This window comes from Serratia sp. CY55921, assembly GCF_052167655.1.
Classification (GTDB): Bacteria; Pseudomonadota; Gammaproteobacteria; order Enterobacterales; family Enterobacteriaceae; genus Serratia; species Serratia ureilytica.
Genome location: NZ_JBJNMU010000002.1, coordinates 24,963 through 41,876 on the forward strand (window position 1 = coordinate 24,963; position 16,914 = coordinate 41,876).

At 56.4% G+C, this 16,914-nt stretch carries 19 protein-coding genes and 5 tRNA genes; 10 read left to right on the plus strand and 14 right to left on the minus strand.

The window, feature by feature from the left end; translation table 11 throughout:
• Nucleotides 1-125 precede the first annotated feature (125 nt).
• The 8 genes from ACJ8M3_RS13945 (at nt 126) to ACJ8M3_RS13980 (ending at nt 6,314) form a co-directional block, all read left to right on the plus strand.
• Nucleotides 126-1,295, plus strand: a complete 1,170-nt coding sequence (locus ACJ8M3_RS13945; protein WP_089196598.1) for a phage tail sheath protein — start codon at nt 126-128, stop codon at nt 1,293-1,295.
• Between the two features lie 12 nt (nt 1,296-1,307).
• Nucleotides 1,308-1,817 carry a phage major tail tube protein gene (locus ACJ8M3_RS13950; RefSeq protein WP_033641919.1) on the plus strand — a complete coding sequence of 170 codons (510 nt, stop codon included), beginning with the start codon at nt 1,308-1,310 and terminating at the stop codon, nt 1,815-1,817.
• Between the two features lie 64 nt (nt 1,818-1,881).
• Complete coding sequence (locus tag ACJ8M3_RS13955) at nt 1,882-2,169, plus strand: phage tail assembly protein (protein WP_033641917.1); 288 nt, start codon at nt 1,882-1,884, stop codon at nt 2,167-2,169.
• Between the two features lie 32 nt (nt 2,170-2,201).
• Entirely contained in the window at nt 2,202-2,324 is a 123-nt protein-coding gene (locus ACJ8M3_RS13960; protein ID WP_033641916.1) for a GpE family phage tail protein, read from the plus strand.
• Complete coding sequence (locus tag ACJ8M3_RS13965; protein WP_089196597.1) at nt 2,317-4,410, plus strand: phage tail tape measure protein; 2,094 nt, start codon at nt 2,317-2,319, stop codon at nt 4,408-4,410. Before ACJ8M3_RS13960 ends, ACJ8M3_RS13965 begins: the two co-directional genes overlap by 8 nt.
• Before the next feature lie 22 nt (nt 4,411-4,432).
• Nucleotides 4,433-4,906, plus strand: a complete 474-nt coding sequence (locus ACJ8M3_RS13970; protein ID WP_033641914.1) for a phage tail protein — start codon at nt 4,433-4,435, stop codon at nt 4,904-4,906.
• On the plus strand, nt 4,903-5,997 hold the full coding sequence (locus ACJ8M3_RS13975; protein WP_033641913.1) for a phage late control D family protein: 1,095 nt from the start codon (nt 4,903-4,905) through the stop codon (nt 5,995-5,997). The genes ACJ8M3_RS13970 and ACJ8M3_RS13975 overlap by 4 nt, the downstream gene beginning before the upstream one ends.
• Nucleotides 5,998-6,086: 89 nt before the next feature.
• A complete protein-coding gene (locus ACJ8M3_RS13980; protein ID WP_033641912.1) occupies nt 6,087-6,314 on the plus strand; it encodes an ogr/Delta-like zinc finger family protein in 228 nt (75 codons plus the stop codon).
• Nucleotides 6,315-6,457: 143 nt separating this feature from the next.
• Here ACJ8M3_RS13980 and rplS read toward each other — a convergent pair whose 3' ends face one another.
• The 5 genes from rplS to ffh all read right to left on the minus strand — a co-directional run bounded on the left by rplS (nt 6,458) and on the right by ffh (nt 10,074).
• Nucleotides 6,458-6,814, minus strand: a complete 357-nt coding sequence (gene rplS / locus ACJ8M3_RS13985; RefSeq protein WP_015376707.1) for a 50S ribosomal protein L19 — start codon at nt 6,812-6,814, stop codon at nt 6,458-6,460.
• A gap of 48 nt (nt 6,815-6,862) precedes the next feature.
• Complete coding sequence (gene trmD, locus ACJ8M3_RS13990) at nt 6,863-7,630, minus strand: tRNA (guanosine(37)-N1)-methyltransferase TrmD (protein ID WP_033641911.1); 768 nt, start codon at nt 7,628-7,630, stop codon at nt 6,863-6,865.
• Nucleotides 7,631-7,682: 52 nt separating this feature from the next.
• Nucleotides 7,683-8,231: a ribosome maturation factor RimM gene (gene rimM, locus ACJ8M3_RS13995; RefSeq protein ID WP_019455135.1), complete on the minus strand. Its 549-nt coding sequence runs from the start codon at nt 8,229-8,231 to the stop codon at nt 7,683-7,685.
• Nucleotides 8,232-8,249: 18 nt separating this feature from the next.
• Nucleotides 8,250-8,498, minus strand: a complete 249-nt coding sequence (rpsP, locus tag ACJ8M3_RS14000) for a 30S ribosomal protein S16 (protein WP_004932501.1) — start codon at nt 8,496-8,498, stop codon at nt 8,250-8,252.
• A 214-nt stretch (nt 8,499-8,712) separates the two neighbouring features.
• Complete coding sequence (ffh, locus tag ACJ8M3_RS14005; RefSeq protein WP_004932504.1) at nt 8,713-10,074, minus strand: signal recognition particle protein; 1,362 nt, start codon at nt 10,072-10,074, stop codon at nt 8,713-8,715.
• Nucleotides 10,075-10,243: 169 nt separating this feature from the next.
• On the opposite strand from ffh, the gene ACJ8M3_RS14010 reads away from it, so the two are divergent.
• Nucleotides 10,244-11,035 carry a cytochrome C assembly family protein gene (locus ACJ8M3_RS14010; RefSeq protein WP_004932506.1) on the plus strand — a complete coding sequence of 264 codons (792 nt, stop codon included), beginning with the start codon at nt 10,244-10,246 and terminating at the stop codon, nt 11,033-11,035.
• 42 nt (nt 11,036-11,077) lie between these two features.
• Complete coding sequence (locus ACJ8M3_RS14015; protein WP_016929024.1) at nt 11,078-12,367, plus strand: HlyC/CorC family transporter; 1,290 nt, start codon at nt 11,078-11,080, stop codon at nt 12,365-12,367.
• Nucleotides 12,368-12,432: 65 nt separating this feature from the next.
• Here the strand turns inward: ACJ8M3_RS14015 and luxS are convergent, their stop codons facing one another.
• The 9 genes from luxS to ACJ8M3_RS14060 all read right to left on the minus strand — a co-directional run bounded on the left by luxS (nt 12,433) and on the right by ACJ8M3_RS14060 (nt 16,796).
• A complete protein-coding gene (luxS, locus tag ACJ8M3_RS14020) occupies nt 12,433-12,948 on the minus strand; it encodes an S-ribosylhomocysteine lyase (protein ID WP_033641910.1) in 516 nt (171 codons plus the stop codon).
• A 166-nt stretch (nt 12,949-13,114) separates the two neighbouring features.
• Entirely contained in the window at nt 13,115-14,677 is a 1,563-nt protein-coding gene (gshA, locus tag ACJ8M3_RS14025; RefSeq protein ID WP_033641909.1) for a glutamate--cysteine ligase, read from the minus strand.
• 82 nt (nt 14,678-14,759) lie between these two features.
• Nucleotides 14,760-15,188 (minus strand): YqaA family protein, encoded by a 429-nt coding sequence (locus ACJ8M3_RS14030; RefSeq protein ID WP_004932520.1) that lies wholly within the window; start codon nt 15,186-15,188, stop codon nt 14,760-14,762.
• On the minus strand, nt 15,185-15,751 hold the full coding sequence (yqaB, locus tag ACJ8M3_RS14035) for a fructose-1-phosphate/6-phosphogluconate phosphatase (protein WP_033641908.1): 567 nt from the start codon (nt 15,749-15,751) through the stop codon (nt 15,185-15,187). The genes ACJ8M3_RS14030 and yqaB overlap by 4 nt, the downstream gene beginning before the upstream one ends.
• A gap of 315 nt (nt 15,752-16,066) precedes the next feature.
• Nucleotides 16,067-16,143, minus strand: a tRNA-Arg gene (locus ACJ8M3_RS14040).
• A 75-nt stretch (nt 16,144-16,218) separates the two neighbouring features.
• Nucleotides 16,219-16,295, minus strand: a tRNA-Arg gene (locus ACJ8M3_RS14045).
• 190 nt (nt 16,296-16,485) lie between these two features.
• A tRNA-Arg gene (locus ACJ8M3_RS14050) sits at nt 16,486-16,562 on the minus strand.
• A 61-nt stretch (nt 16,563-16,623) separates the two neighbouring features.
• A tRNA-Arg gene (locus ACJ8M3_RS14055) sits at nt 16,624-16,700 on the minus strand.
• A gap of 3 nt (nt 16,701-16,703) precedes the next feature.
• A tRNA-Ser gene (locus ACJ8M3_RS14060) sits at nt 16,704-16,796 on the minus strand.
• Nucleotides 16,797-16,914: the final 118 nt, after the last annotated feature.

The window sequence follows — 16,914 nt, forward strand, 5'->3', positions numbered from 1 at the left end:
CGCCCGGGGCGTTTTTTTTCTTTATTTTTCCTGCTGTTGTACCAGTTACCCCACACCCCGAATGAGATGCGGCGCCACCTCCCAACAGGCATGCTGTCATCACCAACCACAAACGGAGTAATGCTATGGGTGACTATCACCACGGCGTGCGTGTCCTCGAAATCAACGAAGGCACCCGCGTAATTTCCACCGTCTCGACGGCCATTGTCGGCATGGTTTGTACCGCAGAAGATGCCGATGCAACCCTGTTTCCTCTCAACACCCCGGTGCTGATTACCGACGTCCTGGCCGCCAGCGGCAAAGCAGGTAAAAAAGGGACGCTGGCGCGTTCGCTGCTGGCGATCGCCGAGCAGACTAAGCCGGTAACCGTCGTGGTACGCGTGGCGGAAGGGAAAGACGAGGCCGAAACCACGTCCAATATCATCGGTGGCGCCGATGAAAACGGTAAGTACACCGGCATGAAAGCGCTGCTGGCCGCTCAGGCCGAGCTGGGCGTGAAACCACGCATTCTGGGCGTACCGGGCCATGATAATCAGGAAGTGGCGACCGCGTTGGCCGGCATCTGCCAGCAGCTGCGCGCTTTCGGCTATATCAGCGCTTACGGCTGTAAAACCGTGTCCGACGCCATCAAATATCGCGCCAACTTCAGCCAGCGCGAACTGATGCTGATTTGGCCGGACTTCATCAACTGGAATACCACCACCAACAGCAGCGACATCGCCTTCGCCACCGCTCGTGCACTGGGGCTGCGTGCCAAGATCGACCAGGAGACCGGCTGGCATAAAACCTTATCCAACGTCGGCGTCAACGGTGTGAGCGGTATCTCGGCCAGCGTATTTTGGGATCTGCAAACCGCAGGCACCGACGCCGATCTGCTGAATGAAGGTTGCGTCACCACCCTGATCCGCAAAGATGGCTTCAAGTTCTGGGGATCTCGCACCTGCTCCGACGAGCCGCTGTTCCAGTTTGAAAACTATACCCGCACCGCGCAGGTATTGGCCGACACCTTGGCCGAAGCTCATCTGTGGGCGGTTGACCGTCCGCTTACCCCGACGCTGATCCGCGACATGATCGACGGCATCAAGGCCAAGTTCCGCGAACTGAAATCCGCCGGTCTGATCATCGACGGTGACTGCTGGTATGACGAAAGCGCCAACGACAAAGAGACCCTGAAGGCCGGCAAGCTGTTTATCGATTACGACTACACCCCGGTACCGCCGCTGGAGGATCTGACTCTGCGTCAGCGCATTACCGATCGCTACCTGGCGAACTTCGCCGCAACCGTGAACAGCTAAGGAGACTGAAGCATGGCACTGCCAAAAAAACTGAAATACCTGAACCTGTTTAACGACGGCTTCAACTACATGGGCGTGGTTTCCTCAATGACGCTGCCGAAACTGACACGCAAGCTGGAAAAATTCCGCGGCGGCGGCATGAGCGGCGCAGCCTCGGTGGACTTCGGCCTGGACGACGATGCGCTGGTGGTGGAATGGACCATGGGCGGCATTGACGAACTGGTGCTCAAGCAATGGGGCCGCGTCGATGCGGTACCGCTGCGCTTTACCGGCTCTTTCCAACGCGACGATACCGGCGACGTCTCTGCGCTCGAAGTGGTGATGCGCGGCCGTCATAAAGAGATCGACAGCGGCGACTTCAAGCAGGGTGAAGATACCGAAACCAAAGTTTCCACCGACTGCACTTACTTCAAGTTGAGCATCGACGGCAAAGAGCTGATCGAGATCGATACCGTCAACATGATCGAAAAAGTCGACGGCGTAGATCTGCTGGCAGCGCACCGCCGCGCCATCGGCCTGTAATTTTTCACCTCAAACGGCCAGCCCCGCGCTGGCCCCCTTTTTCCGACTGAAAACTGGATACCCCATGGAACTGAATGCATCCCAGGAAAACACCGTCGTCCTGAATACTCCGATTAAACGTGGCGATAGCGAAATCACTCGCGTGCAAGTGACCAAGCCGAATGCCGGCAGCCTGCGCGGCATCGGTCTGGCCGCGCTGGCCAACGCCGATGTCGATGCGTTGATCACTATTCTGCCTCGGGTCACCTACCCGAACCTGACCAAGGAAGAGTGTGCCCGTTTGGAACTGCCTGACCTGATTGCGCTGGCCGGCCAGGTGATCGGTTTTTTGTCGCCGACATCGGCCGAGTAACGGTCGATCCTACTCTGACAGTAGATGACCTGATGGCGGATATCGCGGTGATTTTCCACTGGCCGCCGTCAGAAATGAACGGCATGACGCTGGCGGAGCTGATCGGCTGGCGCCATAGAGCGCTGCAACGTAGTGGAGTAAAAACAGATGAGTAACAGCAGACAGGAGCTGGAGTCACAAAACGAGATTGTCATCGGGCTTCAAGCGATAGCCAAGCAGAGCAAAGAACTGATGAGGCAGTTGCGCAGGCCCTCCGGGGATAAAAACCTGTACAACAGTCTGGGACAGGATATCCAACGAGCAGAGAAAAAAGTCAAACATCTGCGCCGGCAGGAAAATGACATCGACGCTTTCCAAAAGACGAACCAGTCGCTGGCTGAGACCAATAAGTTGCTGGCAGCGTCGCGCAAAAAATCCGCCGCGCTGGCAATGCTGACGAAAGATCGCGAGCCAAGCCAGCGTTCCCGATTTATGAACAAAGAGATTGCGCAGGTCGCGGAGACGATAAATGCCCTGGAAAAGAAACGTGATCTCCTCGCCGCAATCGATAAAAGCCAGCGCCATCATCTTACCCAGCAAGGGATTAATCTACAATCGCTCGGCAATGAGCGCAAAAATCTGCGTGACGGCAGAATTAATGCCGGCGCCGCTATCGTTACCCTAAAAGAACAACGGCAATCGATAGCGCAGGAGCGCTACCGATCCGCACAGGCAGGCAATCAAGCGCGCCTCGACAAGCTGGAAAAATTACGCAACACCAGCAGCGCAGGCTTTTCTGTCGCCAAAAGTGCCGCCATAGGGGGAGCTAACCTGCTGGCGCCGGGAATCGAATTTGAAAAACAGCTTTCTCAACTGCGGGCACAGCTGAATCTGGGCAAGTCCGATCCGCAGCTCACGGCTCTCGAGCAGCAGGCTCGCGGTATGAGCCAATCCGGTTATACCCCGGATCAAGCCCTACAAGCGCAAACAGCGCTGGCAAAACAAGGATTGAATGCCAAGGAAATTTTAACGGCTTCGCCCGCCGCACTGACACTCTCCGCCGCGACGGGCAGCAGCGTCAACGAAACCGCCGCAACGATGACGGAAATGCAGCGCAGCTTCAATCTGGGCCCCGATCAATTCGATCGTATTGCCGATGTATTGGCGCTGGCCAGCAATCAATATGGCATGGATGTTCGGGCCGTTGGTGCAGCCATGAAAAGTAAAGCCACAACAGGTGCCGATATCTTCAGTGCGGCGCAACAGATTGCGCCTTTGGGCAGAGAAAAACTCCAGGCCAACCAGGTTGCCGGCTCAGCGCAGCACTTGGTCACCGTCAAAGGCGACAATATAGAGGGTGATATCCAAAAGCTTTTTGCCTCATGGGATAGCCTGAGAATCAACTTGTTTACCGGCCAAAACGCAGCCCTGCGGGAACTGACCCAAACGGCGACAGAGTGGCTGGTAAAACTGAATACCTGGATAACCAATAATCCGGCGTTAGCCGGCACCTTGCTGCAGGTCGCCGGTGGGCTCACGTTATTGCTCGGCGGCCTCAGCGGCGTCAGCCTGGTCGCCACCCAGGTACTCTCAGGGTTCTCTATTATCAGCGGCGCGATCCTAAAGGCCGGGCAAGCCATGATGTGGCTGGGGCGTATAGCGATGGCCAACCCGCTGCTGGCCATTGTCGGCCTGGTTGCGCTTGCCGCTTTCACCCTGATTGAAAACTGGGACAAGGTCGGCCCCTTCTTTAGCCACCTTTGGGAGCAGATATCGGCAGGGTGTGAGGCGCTGAAGAATTACATTTCAGACACCATTGATGGCTGGATAAAACAACTGACTTCATTGACCGAATATCTTCCCGACTGGATGCAATTTGGCGATAAGAGCGGCACCTCTGGCAATGCCGAAAACGGCAGCGCCTGGTTTGCCGGCAAGTTCGATCGCGGGGGAGACATTCCTGCCGGACAATTCGGCATTGTAGGTGAAAACGGTCCTGAGTTGGTCAGCGGCCCCGTTCAAGTGACCGGCCGCCGCCATACGGCCGCCATGTCGGCGGCTTTACTGTCGCTCAGCGCGCCTGTAATGCCGGCCTCACCGGTAGCAGGTTCGCCGGTAACCCAAATCCAGGTTCCGTCGGTCACTATCAACATCACTGCCGGCGCCGGTCAGAATGAACAAGACATCGGCCGCGAAGTCGCGCGGCAATTTGAATTGCTTGCTCATCGCCAAGCGGCAAACGCCCGCAGTCGGATGAGTTAATCTCGCGAATAGGAGAAATATGATGATGCTGACCCTCGGCATGTTTGTTTTTATGTTGAAAACCGTGCCTTATCAAAGCATGCAACGCAGCGCCAATTACCGCTGGCCGACCCTGCCGCGCATCGGCCAGCGCCCTGCCGCGCAGTTTCTGGGAGTAGACAATGAGAAAATAACGCTGACGGGAGTCTTGGTACCGGAAGTAACCGGAGGGACATTATCATTGATGGCGCTTCAGCTCATGGCTGCCCAAGGCAGAGCCTGGCCGCTGATCGAGGGCAATGGAACTATTCATGGGATGTATGTCATTGAAAGCATAGTCGACACGAAAACCCAGCTTTTCTCGAACGGCAGCGCGCGACAGATAGAGTTTACGATCAATCTGATGCGCGTTGATGAATCGCTGATCGCCATGTTCGGCGATCTGCGCCAACAAGCCTCTGACCTTGCCGATAAAGCAGGTCAGGCTGCGGCGCGGCTCGGGGAGATGCTACCGTGATCACGCAAACCCCCGTCCCTATTGGCGCGCTCATTGCGCCAGACTATGCCCTGTTTTTACAGCAAGCGGACATCACGGAGGCTTTCCGCCACCGTCTGCTCTCATTGACGTTAACCGATAATCGCGGTTTTACTGCGGATCGATTGGATCTTGAGCTCGACGATGCGGATGGGCAAATCGCCATGCCCAAACGCGGCCAAACGCTCACCGTGAAGCTCGGCTGGAAAGGACAAGCCTTGATCGACAAAGGCAAGTTTATCGTTGATGAAATCGAACATCGTGGCGCACCGGATAAACTCGTCATTCGGGCCCGCAGCGTCGACTTTCGAAACTCGATGAACGTGGCGCGAGATCATTCCTATCACGATCGCACCCTTGGTGACATCGTCAACGAAGTGGCCAACCGTAACCGGATGGGGCATACGCTGGCGGCAGGACTGGCAGAGATCAAAATCACGCACATCGATCAGTCTCAGGAAACGGATGTCGCCTTTCTTACCCGGCTGGCGACCATGAATGGTGCCGTCGCCGCCATTAAAAATGAACGCCTGCTGTTTCTGGTCCCAGGTTCCGGTCTAAGCATCTCGGGCAAACCTCTGCCGTCACTGACTTTGGAACGCAGCGATGGCGACCAGCACTACTTCAATGTGGCCGATCGGAACGCTTACACCGGCGTTATTGCCAAATGGCAAGATACTCAGCATGCCAGGCAACAGCAGATGACAGTACAACGTGAGGAAGGGAATACCACAGATGAAAATGCGGCTTCAAGCTATCTGGCAGGTGAAAGCAATAACGTTTTTACCCTGCCGACGCTCTACGCGAACAAAGAAAGCGCAATGCGTGCGGCAAAAGCGAGGTGGGCAAACATTCAACAAGGGAATGTGCAATTTTCCATAAACCTCGCCGTCGGCCGGCCTGATCTCAGTCCAGAAACGCCGATCCACCTGAGTGGATTCAAAGAGGTTATCGACAGACAACCTTGGATCATTAGTCAAGTCGTTCACACGCTTAATGATCGAGGTTTCTCCACCAGCCTCGCATTAGATGTACTGACTCAACGCATGGAGTTTGCAATCACGGAGGGGTGATAATTCATTTGCATCTTAATCTTGCTTTTGCGAGTTAATGAGCTATTATAAGTCATATAACCTGATGTAGCAGAACGAGGGATTCAACTATGATGCACTGTCCATTATGCGGTCACGTGGCCCACACTCGCTCCAGCCGCTATCTGAGCGAGTCGACCAAAGAGCGTTACCATCAATGCCGCAACATCAATTGCAGCTGCACGTTCGCCACGCACGAGTCCGTCGCGCGGGTGATCGTCAAACCTGGCGATGACATTATCCCGGCGCAGCCTCACCCGCCGGAGAGTCAGCAGAAACAAAGCGCCGCGGCGCTGTAATGCAAAAAGCCTGCTTATGCAGGCTTTATTATGTTGGCGGTGCGCAGACGAAATCTCGCAAATGCAACCTGCCGAGGTTTTAAGATAAAAAAAGGGGTTGGCATAGGCCAACCCCTGATAACTATTAACTTTTGGATGCAGCGTTAGTTAACGCGGTTCAGACGCTCTTTGATACGAGCAGCCTTACCAGTACGTTCACGCAGGTAGTACAGTTTAGCTTTACGAACGGCACCACGACGTTTAACAGTAATGCTGTCGATTACTGGGGAGTGAGTCTGGAATACACGCTCAACACCTTCGCCGTTGGAAATCTTACGAACAGTGAATGCAGAGTGCAGACCGCGGTTACGGATAGCGATAACCACGCCCTCGAATGCCTGCAGACGTTTTTTGCTACCTTCAACGACCCATACCTTCACTTCCACGGAATCACCCGGACGGAATGCAGGTACGTCTTGTTTCATCTGCTCTTGTTCAAGTTGCTTAATAATGTTGCTCATAATATGTCTCTTACCCTAGGTAAACTGATATATCGGTCCCGTCTGATGTCAGACGTTTCCTTCATAGTCCTGTTGCCTGGTCTGATGTTCCCGTTGGAACTCAGCCAGCAACACCGCTTGCTCGTCAGTCAGAGCTAGGCTTTCTAGAAGTTCAGGTCTTCTAAGCCAGGTTCGGCCCAGCGACTGCTTTAAGCGCCAGCGACGTATCTCGGCATGGTTGCCCGACAGCAGAACCGGCGGTACTTCCATTCCTTCCAACACCTCGGGGCGGGTATAGTGCGGGCAGTCCAGCAATCCGTCGGCGAAGGAGTCTTCCTCCGCTGAGGCCTGATGGCCCAGCACACCCGGTATGAAACGGGCGACTGAATCAATCAGGGTCATCGCCGGCAGTTCCCCGCCGCTGAGAACGTAATCGCCGATTGACCATTCTTCGTCAATTTCGGTTTGGATTACGCGCTCGTCTATCCCTTCGTAACGGCCGCACACCAGAATCATCTTCTGATTGGCCGCCAGTTCGCACACGCCGGTTTGATCCAGCTTGCGCCCCTGAGGTGACAGATAAATCACCTTTGCTCCCTCGCCTGCCGCTGCTTTCGCCGCATGAATGGCTTCCCGTAAAGGTTGCACCATCATCAGCATTCCCGGGCCGCCGCCGTAAGGGCGATCGTCCACGGTACGATGCCGGTCGTAGGTGAAGTCGCGAGGACTCCAACACTGCACGCTCAGCAGGCCATTTTTTACTGCCCGGCCAGTCACCCCGTAATCGGTGATAGCGCGGAACATCTCAGGAAACAGGCTTACAATACCGATGAACACAAGCCAATCCCCTTACCGTTATTCCACTTGCTTCGACCGTTTGATCCGGGGGTCAAAAACCAGGATCCCAATCTGCCTCAATCACGCGGGCAGTGAGATCGACTTTCTTGATAACCTGCCCATGAAGAAACGGAATCAACCGCTCCTTCATGCCGAACGCATCTTTCAGGTTCGCTTTCACAACCATCACATCGTTCGAGCCGGTTTCCATCATATCGATGACTTTACCCAGCTCGTAGCCGGCGGTGGTGACTACCTGGCAGCCCATCAGGTCTTTCCAGTAGTAATCGTCACCCTCCAGCGGAGGAAGCTGCTCAGAATCCACCATAATCTCGCGATTGGTCAGCAGATTCGCCGCGTCCCGATCGTCAATGCCTTTGACTTTGATGATCAGATCCTGACTGTGGCGCTTCCAGTCTTCCAACTCGATATGCTGCCACTGACCCGCCTGCTGGATAAACCACGGCTGATAGTCAAAAATGCTTTCGGCGTTCTCGGTGGATGAAAACACTCTGAGCCAACCACGAATGCCGTAAGCGGACCCCATTTTACCGAGTACAATCGGCTGCTTAGGCGCTACCGGTTTGAGTTGCTTGCTCATTGCCACCACCGCGACAGATTAAGCTGCTTTCTTAGCGTCTTTGATCAGCGCGTGAACGCGATCAGAAACGGTTGCACCCAGACCAACCCAGTGCTCGATGCGGTCCAGGTCCAGACGCAGTGCTTCAGCCTGACCGGAAGCGATCGGGTTGAAGAAGCCTACGCGCTCGATGAAACGACCATCACGAGCGTTGCGGCTGTCGGTCACTACTACTTGATAGAACGGACGCTTTTTAGCGCCGCCACGTGCCAAACGAATTGTTACCATAACATCCTCTTTAGTTAATAAAACAGCCGGGCCCCATTGAGGGACGGGGCCCGGTTGCAATATAAAAAGCCCGAAAATTTTACTCATTTTGGCGCAAAAAGCAATCTAAAGCGTCGATCGCAGGGGACAACTTTTGCAGCCTGTCAAATCTCGGGCGGTTTTCACCGCGAACGGCGAATGCTGAAAGCGCCCGCACTCGGCGTGCGGAGGCCCGTCAGCGGCCTGGGAAGCCCGGCGGCATCATACCTTTCATGCCACGCATCATCTTCGCCATACCGCCTTTCTTCATCTTCTTCATCATACGCTGCATTTCGTCGAACTGCTTCAGCAAGCGGTTGACGTCCTGCACCTGCATGCCGGCCCCCATCGCGATGCGGCGCTTGCGCGAGCCCTTGATGATTTCCGGTTTGGCACGCTCTTTCAGCGTCATCGAGTTGATGATCGCCTCCATGCGCACCAACACTTTGTCGTCCATCTGCGACTTGACGTTATCCGGCAGCTGGCCCGCGCCCGGCAACTTGCTCAGCATATTGGCCATGCCGCCCATGTTGCGCATCTGCTTGAGCTGCTCCAGGAAGTCGGTCAGATCGAAACCGTCGCCCTTCTTCAGCTTGTTGGCCAGTTTCTCCGCCTGCTCGCGGTCGACCTTGCTTTCGATATCTTCGATCAGCGACAGCACGTCGCCCATGCCCAGGATGCGTGACGCCACGCGATCCGGATAGAACGGCTCCAGCGCTTCGGTCTTCTCGCCGACGCCGAGGAACTTGATCGGCTTGCCGGTGATGTGGCGGATGGACAACGCCGCACCGCCGCGCGCATCGCCGTCGACCTTGGTCAGCACCACGCCGGTCAGCGGCAGCGCTTCGTTAAACGCCTTGGCGGTATTGGCGGCGTCCTGGCCGGTCATGGCGTCGACCACGAACAGGGTTTCCACCGGCTTGATGGCCGCGTGCACCTGTTTGATCTCGTCCATCATCGCTTCGTCAACGTGCAGACGGCCGGCGGTATCGACGATCAGTACGTCATAGAACTTCAGCTTGGCCTGCTGCAACGCGCGGTTGACGATGTCGATCGGTTTTTCTTTGACGTCGGACGGGAAGAAATCGATGCCGACACCTTCCGCCAGCGTTTCCAGCTGTTTGATCGCCGCCGGGCGATAAACGTCCGCGGAAACCACCAACACTTTCTTCTTCTGTTTTTCTTTCAGGAACTTGCCGAGCTTACCGACGCTGGTGGTTTTACCGGCGCCCTGCAGGCCCGCCATCAGCACCACGGCCGGCGGCTGAGCCGCCAGATTCAGCTCGGTGTTGACTTCGCCCATCGCGGCGATCAGCTCACCCTTGACGATCTTGACGAACTCCTGCCCCGGCGTCAGGCTCTTGTTGACTTCATGGCCAACCGCGCTCTCTTTTACGCGGTTGATGAAGTCGCGCACCACCGGCAGCGCAACGTCCGCTTCCAGCAATGCCATACGCACTTCACGCAGGGTTTCCTTGATATTTTCTTCGGTCAGCCGCCCGCGGCCGCTGATATTGCGCAACGTGCGCGACAATCGATCGGTTAAATTTTCAAACATCGTCTCATGCTCAACGTGTAATGACAGGCCGCTCCGGCGACACAATTGCGCCGATGATAACACGAAGCGAGCAGGATCTCTGCCTCAGCGTTGGAGATAGGTTGGAGTGAAACGCGCGCAACGTTATACTGACACTCCAATTAACCACGCCGAAGCAAAATTAAACGCTATGCCAGTTTTCTCCATTGTGGCTTTGATGGCCTACCTGCTCAGCCTTGGACTGATCATTCCCAGTTTGTTGCGGAAGAACAGCGCATACCGTCGGCTTGCCCTCGTCTCGGCGGTGGTGGCGCTGATTTGCCACGCCATCGCGCTGCAGCAGCGCATCTTTGACGTCAGCGCCGGGCAGAATCTCAGCCTGCTGAACATTGGCTCCATCGTCAGCCTGATCATCTGCTCGGTGATGACCTTCGTCGCCTCGCGCGATCGCGGCTGGTTCCTGCTGCCAATCGTCTACAGCTTCGCGATGATCAACCTGGCCTTCGCCAGCTTTATGCCCGGCGAGTTCATCACTCACCTGGAGGCCAGCCCGGAACTGATGGTGCATATCGGCCTGGCGCTGTTCTCTTACGCCACCCTGATCATCGCCGCGCTCTATGCCTTGCAGCTCGCCTGGCTCGACTACCTGTTGAAAAACAAGAAGCTGACCTTCAGCGCCGACATGCCGCCGCTGATGAGCATTGAGCGCAAGATGTTCCATATCACCCAGATCGGCGTGGTGCTGCTGACGCTCACCCTGTGCACCGGCCTGCTGTACATGGATAATCTGTTCAGCAAAGAGAACGTGCATAAAGCCGTGCTGTCGATCATGGCCTGGTTCGTGTATATCGTGCTGTTGTGGGGCCACTACCATGAGGGCTGGCGCGGCCGCCGCGTCGTCTGGTTCAGCTTCGCCGGCGCCTTCCTGCTGACGCTCGCCTACTTCGGCAGCCGTCTGATTCAGCAGGTGATGGTGCGCTAGGCCAGCCTGGCTCAATTCTCCCTCTCTATAAGGAATACTGCATTGGAGCATGTGTCGACGGGGACCCTCATCATTATCCTGGTGATCATGATCGTGGTCTCCGCTTACTTCTCCGCCTCCGAAACCGGCATGATGACGCTCAACCGTTATCGCCTGCGTCACCTGTCCAAACAGGGCAACCGCTCGGCGCGTCGGGTCGAGAAGCTGCTGCAAAAACCGGATCGGCTGATCGGCCTGGTGCTGATCGGCAACAACCTGGTCAACATCCTCGCTTCGGCGCTGGCGACCATCGTCGGCATGCGGCTGTATGGCGATCTCGGCGTGGCGATTGCGACCGGCATACTGACTTTCGCCGTGCTGCTGTTCGCCGAAGTGCTGCCGAAGACCTTCGCCGCACTCTATCCGGAACGCATCGCCTTCCCCAGCAGCGTCCTGCTGGCCCCGTTGCAAAAGGTGATGTTCCCGCTGGTCTGGCTGCTCAACGGCATCACCAGCCTGACCTTGCGCCTGTTCGGCATTCGCACCAACGTGCGCATCAGCGACGCCGTCAGCAAGGATGAGCTGCGTACCATCGTGCGCGAATCCCAGTCGCAGATCTCCCGCCGCAATCAGGACATGCTGATCTCGGTGCTGGATCTGGAAAAGGTGACGGTCAACGACATCATGGTGCCGCGCACCGAGATCGTCGGCATCGACGTCAACGACGACTGGAAGTCGATCATGCGCCAGCTGACCCACTCGCCGCACGGCCGCATCGTGCTGTATCGCAGCTCGCTGGACGATGCGATCGGCATGCTGCGCGTGCGCGAAGCCTACCGCCTGATGACCGAGAAAAAAGAGTTCAACAAAGAAAACCTGCTGCGCGCCGCCGATGAGATCTATTTCGTTCCGGAAGGCACGCCGCTCAACGTGCAGCTGGTGAAATTCCAGCGCAACAAAGAGAAGGTCGGCATCGTGGTCGACGAGTACGGCGACATTCAGGGCCTGGTCACGGTGGAAGACATCCTCGAGGAGATCGTGGGCGACTTCACCACCTCGATGTCACCCACGCTGGCGGAAGAAGTCACGCCGCAGAGCGACGGTTCGGTCTTGATCGACGGCACCGCCAACGTGCGCGAGCTGAACAAGGCCTTCAACTGGACCTTGCCGGCCAATGAAGCCCGTACCGTCAACGGCATGCTGCTGGAAGAGCTGGAAGAGATCCCCGAAATCGGCACCCGGGTGCGTATCGGCCACTACGATATCGACATCCTCGACGTGCAGGGCAACATGATTAAACAGGTGCGGGTCACGCCGATCACCTCGCTGCAGTCCAGCGTCGGCCATCATTAGCCCTCGGCCAGAACGTAAAAAAGACGCGAAATCGCGTCTTTTTTTATTTTGCGGGCCACGCACGACTAGATATGCAGTTCCTGCAGCTTCTCTTTCGGCAGCGCCAGCTCGTCGTTGTGGTTCACCACCACGCCGTGATCCAGAATGTGCTTGGCGATTTCCTGCGCTTCTTCCAGCGAGTGCATATGGTAGGTGCCGCACTGGTACTCGTTAAGCTCAGGGATCTTGCGCTGGTCGGTCACTTTCAGCACGTCGGCCATCGCCGCTTTCCAGGCATCAGCAACGCGCTGCTCTTCCGGCACGCCGATCAGGCTCATGTAGAAACCGGTGCGACAGCCCATCGGGGAGATGTCGATAATTTCCACGCCCTGGCCGTTCAGGTGGTCACGCATAAAGCCGGCGAACAGGTGCTCCAGCGTGTGAATGCCGCGCTCGGGCATCACTTCCAGGTTCGGGCGGCAAAAGCGCAGATCAAACACCGTGATGGTATCGCCATGAGGCGTTTTCATGGTTTTTGCAACGCGGACAGCCGGAGCTGCCATACGGGTATGATCGACGGTAAAGCTATCCAGCAATGGCATTTCGCTACCTCCTCGTAAAAGAGCATTTATTTCGAAACTTTTTTTCCTAACCGGGAAACCTTTTCCAACCCTGCGAGTCTGAGTATGTGAAAGACGCGCATTTGTTATCATCATCCCTGTCATCAGAGATGCATATTTGGCCACATTGATGTGGCCTTTTTCTTTTTCAGCTTCCGCCGTTTTGCTTCAGGAACGCTTCAAAGCTTAGCGTATCATTGGCTTCTATGTCGCGTTGACGCTGCCACGAGGCTTCTCGCTCTTTATCCAGCTCGGCTTCGTTCAGGATTTCCAACGGTTCTTCCAGCAATGTCTGGCGATACTGCTCCGCCAGCTGCAAACCGACGCGCCCGGTGCCTTCCGCCTTCATGGCCTTGAGAATGCGCGCGGAGAAGGTCAACTCGGGATCGTCAAACGCGGCGACCAGCTCATCGCACACCTGCTGGTATTGACGATCGCCGGCTTCGCCGTCCAGCACTTCCGCCACCCGGCGCAGATCGGCGAACAGCGCCTTGCCGACTTTCTCCAGCGGCTCATGGCTGGCGCCACAGCCGATGCCGATGGTCTGGCCCGGCTTGCGCCCTTCGAGGATCACCCGGTTCCAGTTCTTGCGCGTGCACAGCAGCTCATCGCTGCTCATCTCCGGTGCATCCGCCAGCGCGCACCACACCAGGAACAGATCCAGGAAACGCGCCTGCACCGCATCCACGCCGATCGGCGAGAATGGGTTGATGTCCAGCGAACGCACTTCAATGTATTCGATACCGCCGCGCAGCAGCGCGTCCGACGGCGTCTCGCCGCTTTGGGTCACGCGCTTTGGCCGGATCGGCGCATACAGCTCGTTCTCGATTTGCAGAACGTTGCTGTTCAGCTGCAGGTAGCGATCGCCCTCTTTCACGCCCAGCTTGGCGAACTCTTCGGAAGGCGTGGCGATCGCCCGCTTCAAACCGGCCACATAGCTGTGCAGATCGTTGAAGGTGATGCCCAGATTACTCTGCGATTTATTGGTATAACCCAAGTCGCTCAGGCGCAGCGAAGTGGCGTACGGCAGGTAGCACATCCCCTGCTCGGTGCGCTCGAACGGCAGATTGGTCTCGCGCCCTTTGAGGAACGAAGAACAAATGGCCGGCGATGCGCCGAACAGATACGGGATCACCCAGCCGAAACGGTAATAGTTGCGGATCAGGCGGAAATAACCGGCCGAGATCTGCTCTTTACCGCTTTCTGCGTCCTGCACGCCGGCCCAGGCCTGCCAAAATTCCAGCGGCAGCGAGAAGTTGTAGTGCACGCCGGAAATGGTCTGCATCAGCGCGCCATAGCGATTCTTCAGCCCTTCACGGTACAGCGTCTTCATGCGGCCGATGTTCGACGAACCGAACTGCGCCAGCTCGATGTCCTGCTCGGCTTCGATAAAACACGGCATGCTGAGTGGCCACATGCGCTCATCGCCAATGTTGCGCGCCACGTAGCGATGAATATCGCGCAGGAACGTCAGCAAGTGATCGATATTGTCATCAACCGGCGTAATGAACTCTAACAGCGCCTCGGCGAAATCCGTGGTGATCCAGTGGTGCGTCAATGCCGCCCCCAGCTTTTCCGGATGCCCAGTGGTCGCCAAGGTGCCGTTCGGCGTGACTCGCAGCGTTTCACGCTCGATGCCGCGACGAATGCCTTTTAATGCCTGGGGATGGGCTTCCAACCAAGAAAGCGCCTGTGATACGTCCGGGATCAAATTGACCTCCCGCTTCTAAAAACAATAACTCGTAAGCATACTGAATCCGCATCCGAGAGAATATTGAGTTATATTCACTTGGTTACTGCCACCAGGCGATGCCCTGTACCGTTATCATAGCCAAAACGATGTAACGCAGCGCCTTTCCGATACACAGAAACAGCGCGACAGAGCCCCAGGGCATGCGCAGCCAACCTGCCAACACGCACAACAAATCGCCCACCACCGGCACCCAGCTGAGCAACAGCGCAGCCGGGCCAAAGCGTTGCAGCCACCCGAGCGCCGTTGCCAGCCCCCGCTGTGGTTTCAACGCCGGTAACAGGCGCCCGATAATGACATTGGTCAACCCGCCAAGAGTGTTGCCCAGGGTCGCGGCCAGCACCAGCAACTCCGGCGAGACGCGACTCTGGGTCAGCAAGGCGACCAGAACGATTTCTGAATTTCCCGGCAGCAGCGTCGCACTGAGGAAGCTGCTGCCAAATAACGATATTACGGCTAGCGTACTACTCACAGCGTACGAACGTCTACCACAGCCATGCCGGCATTTTTCGCCGCCTGAATGCCAAACTCGGCGTCTTCAAACACCACGCATTTTTCCGGCGGCACGCCGATCAGTTCGGCACAGCGCAGGAAGGTATCCGGCTCCGGTTTATGGCGCTGCACGTCGTCCGCACCGACGATCGCGTCGAAGCAGTTGAACAGGCCGAGATGACGCAGCAGCATTTCCGCCATGCGGTGCTCGCTGCCGGTGCCGACCGCCATCGGACGGCGGCCGTGATAGGACTTCACCACCTCGATCAATGGCAATGGACGCACGCTATCCAGCAGCATCGCTTCCACCGCGCGCGTTTTCTCCGCCGCCAGGTGATGGGGATCGAGATCGGCCTGATGGCTGGCGATAATCGCCTGAGCGATGCGCCAGGTCGGTGAACCGCTCAGCGCCACCATGGCCGCTTCATCAAACGTCATGCCATAACGGGACAGCACTTCGCGCCACGCTTTACGGTGCGTTGGCTCAGTGTCCAGAATCGTGCCGTCCATGTCGAAAATAAGACCCTGGTAGCGGTCGTACATCGTTACTCCATGATCGTTGAGGAAAGAAAACTACTTTAGCGTAAAGCCGTTGGGTTGTCGCTGACTGCGTCATAGCGGAATGTGCTGTGATCGATCGGATGCAAAGAAGGAAAGGGGTGAAGAGAGAATGGCTAAATGCTGAAAAGCGAAAAACCCGCCAAAGCGGGTTTCTCTTAGATGGTGCATCCGGGAGGATGATTCGGCGCCAACGCCTCACCCTGCGGGCCGTTGCTAAAGCAACGTTATCCTCCCCAAGGACACTTTCTTTTTACCACCCGCATGACGATTTCTCTTCGCGATACGGGAGGTTAAACATGGTGCATCCGGGAGGATTCGAACCTCCGACCGCTCGGTTCGTAGCCGAGTACTCTATCCAGCTGAGCTACGGATGCATGACTGTTTTTGCCGCTTGCCTGTTTCACGAATAACAGAAAAGCAAAAACCCGCTAAGGCGGGCTTCTCTTAGATGGTGCATCCGGGAGGATTCGAACCTCCGACCGCTCGGTTCGTAGCCGAGTACTCTATCCAGCTGAGCTACGGATGCATTACTATTTTTACCGCGTGCCGGCTTTGCTAATAAAGCCAGACTTGAAGAATGGTGCATCCGGGAGGATGATTCGGCGCTAGCGCCTCACCCTGCGGGCCGTTGCTTAAGCAACGTTATCCTCCCTGGTAACACTTTCTTTTCTTCCACCCGCTTGGAGATTGCTCTTCGCGACGAGTGAGATTAAGAATGGTGCATCCGGGAGGATTCGAACCTCCGACCGCTCGGTTCGTAGCCGAGTACTCTATCCAGCTGAGCTACGGATGCACAGGAATTCTTTTTTGATACCGTATGGTACGTTGTTACTACCCCACCATACTGCAAAATATGGTGCATCCGGGAGGATTCGAACCTCCGACCGCTCGGTTCGTAGCCGAGTACTCTATCCAGCTGAGCTACGGATGCAAATGGCGGTGAGGCGGGGATTCGAACCCCGGATGCAGCTTTTGACCGCATACTCCCTTAGCAGGGGAGCGCCTTCAGCCTCTCGGCCACCTCACCATACGCTTCTTTCGAATTGTGCCTAACTTGCTTTGGAGAAGCTCATCGGCACTGCGTGGCGCACATATTACTTTCTCCGACTTTTAAGTCAAACAATTTTTCCCAACTCATGCGCGTT

Bases quoted from the DNA above. Each gene is read 5' to 3' on its own strand.
- ACJ8M3_RS13945 (WP_089196598.1), top strand. From the start codon at position 126: ATGGGTGACTATCACCACGGCGTGCGTGTCCTCGAAATCAACGAAGGC.
- ACJ8M3_RS13950 (WP_033641919.1), top strand. From the start codon at position 1,308: ATGGCACTGCCAAAAAAACTGAAATACCTGAACCTGTTTAACGACGGC.
- ACJ8M3_RS13955 (WP_033641917.1), top strand. From the start codon at position 1,882: ATGGAACTGAATGCATCCCAGGAAAACACCGTCGTCCTGAATACTCCG.
- ACJ8M3_RS13960 (WP_033641916.1), top strand. From the start codon at position 2,202: ATGGCGGATATCGCGGTGATTTTCCACTGGCCGCCGTCAGAAATGAAC.
- ACJ8M3_RS13965 (WP_089196597.1), top strand. From the start codon at position 2,317: ATGAGTAACAGCAGACAGGAGCTGGAGTCACAAAACGAGATTGTCATC.
- ACJ8M3_RS13970 (WP_033641914.1), top strand. From the start codon at position 4,433: ATGATGCTGACCCTCGGCATGTTTGTTTTTATGTTGAAAACCGTGCCT.
- ACJ8M3_RS13980 (WP_033641912.1), top strand. From the start codon at position 6,087: ATGATGCACTGTCCATTATGCGGTCACGTGGCCCACACTCGCTCCAGC.
- rplS (WP_015376707.1), bottom strand. From the start codon at position 6,814: ATGAGCAACATTATTAAGCAACTTGAACAAGAGCAGATGAAACAAGAC.
- rimM (WP_019455135.1), bottom strand. From the start codon at position 8,231: ATGAGCAAGCAACTCAAACCGGTAGCGCCTAAGCAGCCGATTGTACTC.
- rpsP (WP_004932501.1), bottom strand. From the start codon at position 8,498: ATGGTAACAATTCGTTTGGCACGTGGCGGCGCTAAAAAGCGTCCGTTC.
- ffh (WP_004932504.1), bottom strand. From the start codon at position 10,074: ATGTTTGAAAATTTAACCGATCGATTGTCGCGCACGTTGCGCAATATC.
- ACJ8M3_RS14010 (WP_004932506.1), top strand. From the start codon at position 10,244: ATGCCAGTTTTCTCCATTGTGGCTTTGATGGCCTACCTGCTCAGCCTT.
- luxS (WP_033641910.1), bottom strand. From the start codon at position 12,948: ATGCCATTGCTGGATAGCTTTACCGTCGATCATACCCGTATGGCAGCT.
- yqaB (WP_033641908.1), bottom strand. From the start codon at position 15,751: ATGTACGACCGCTACCAGGGTCTTATTTTCGACATGGACGGCACGATT.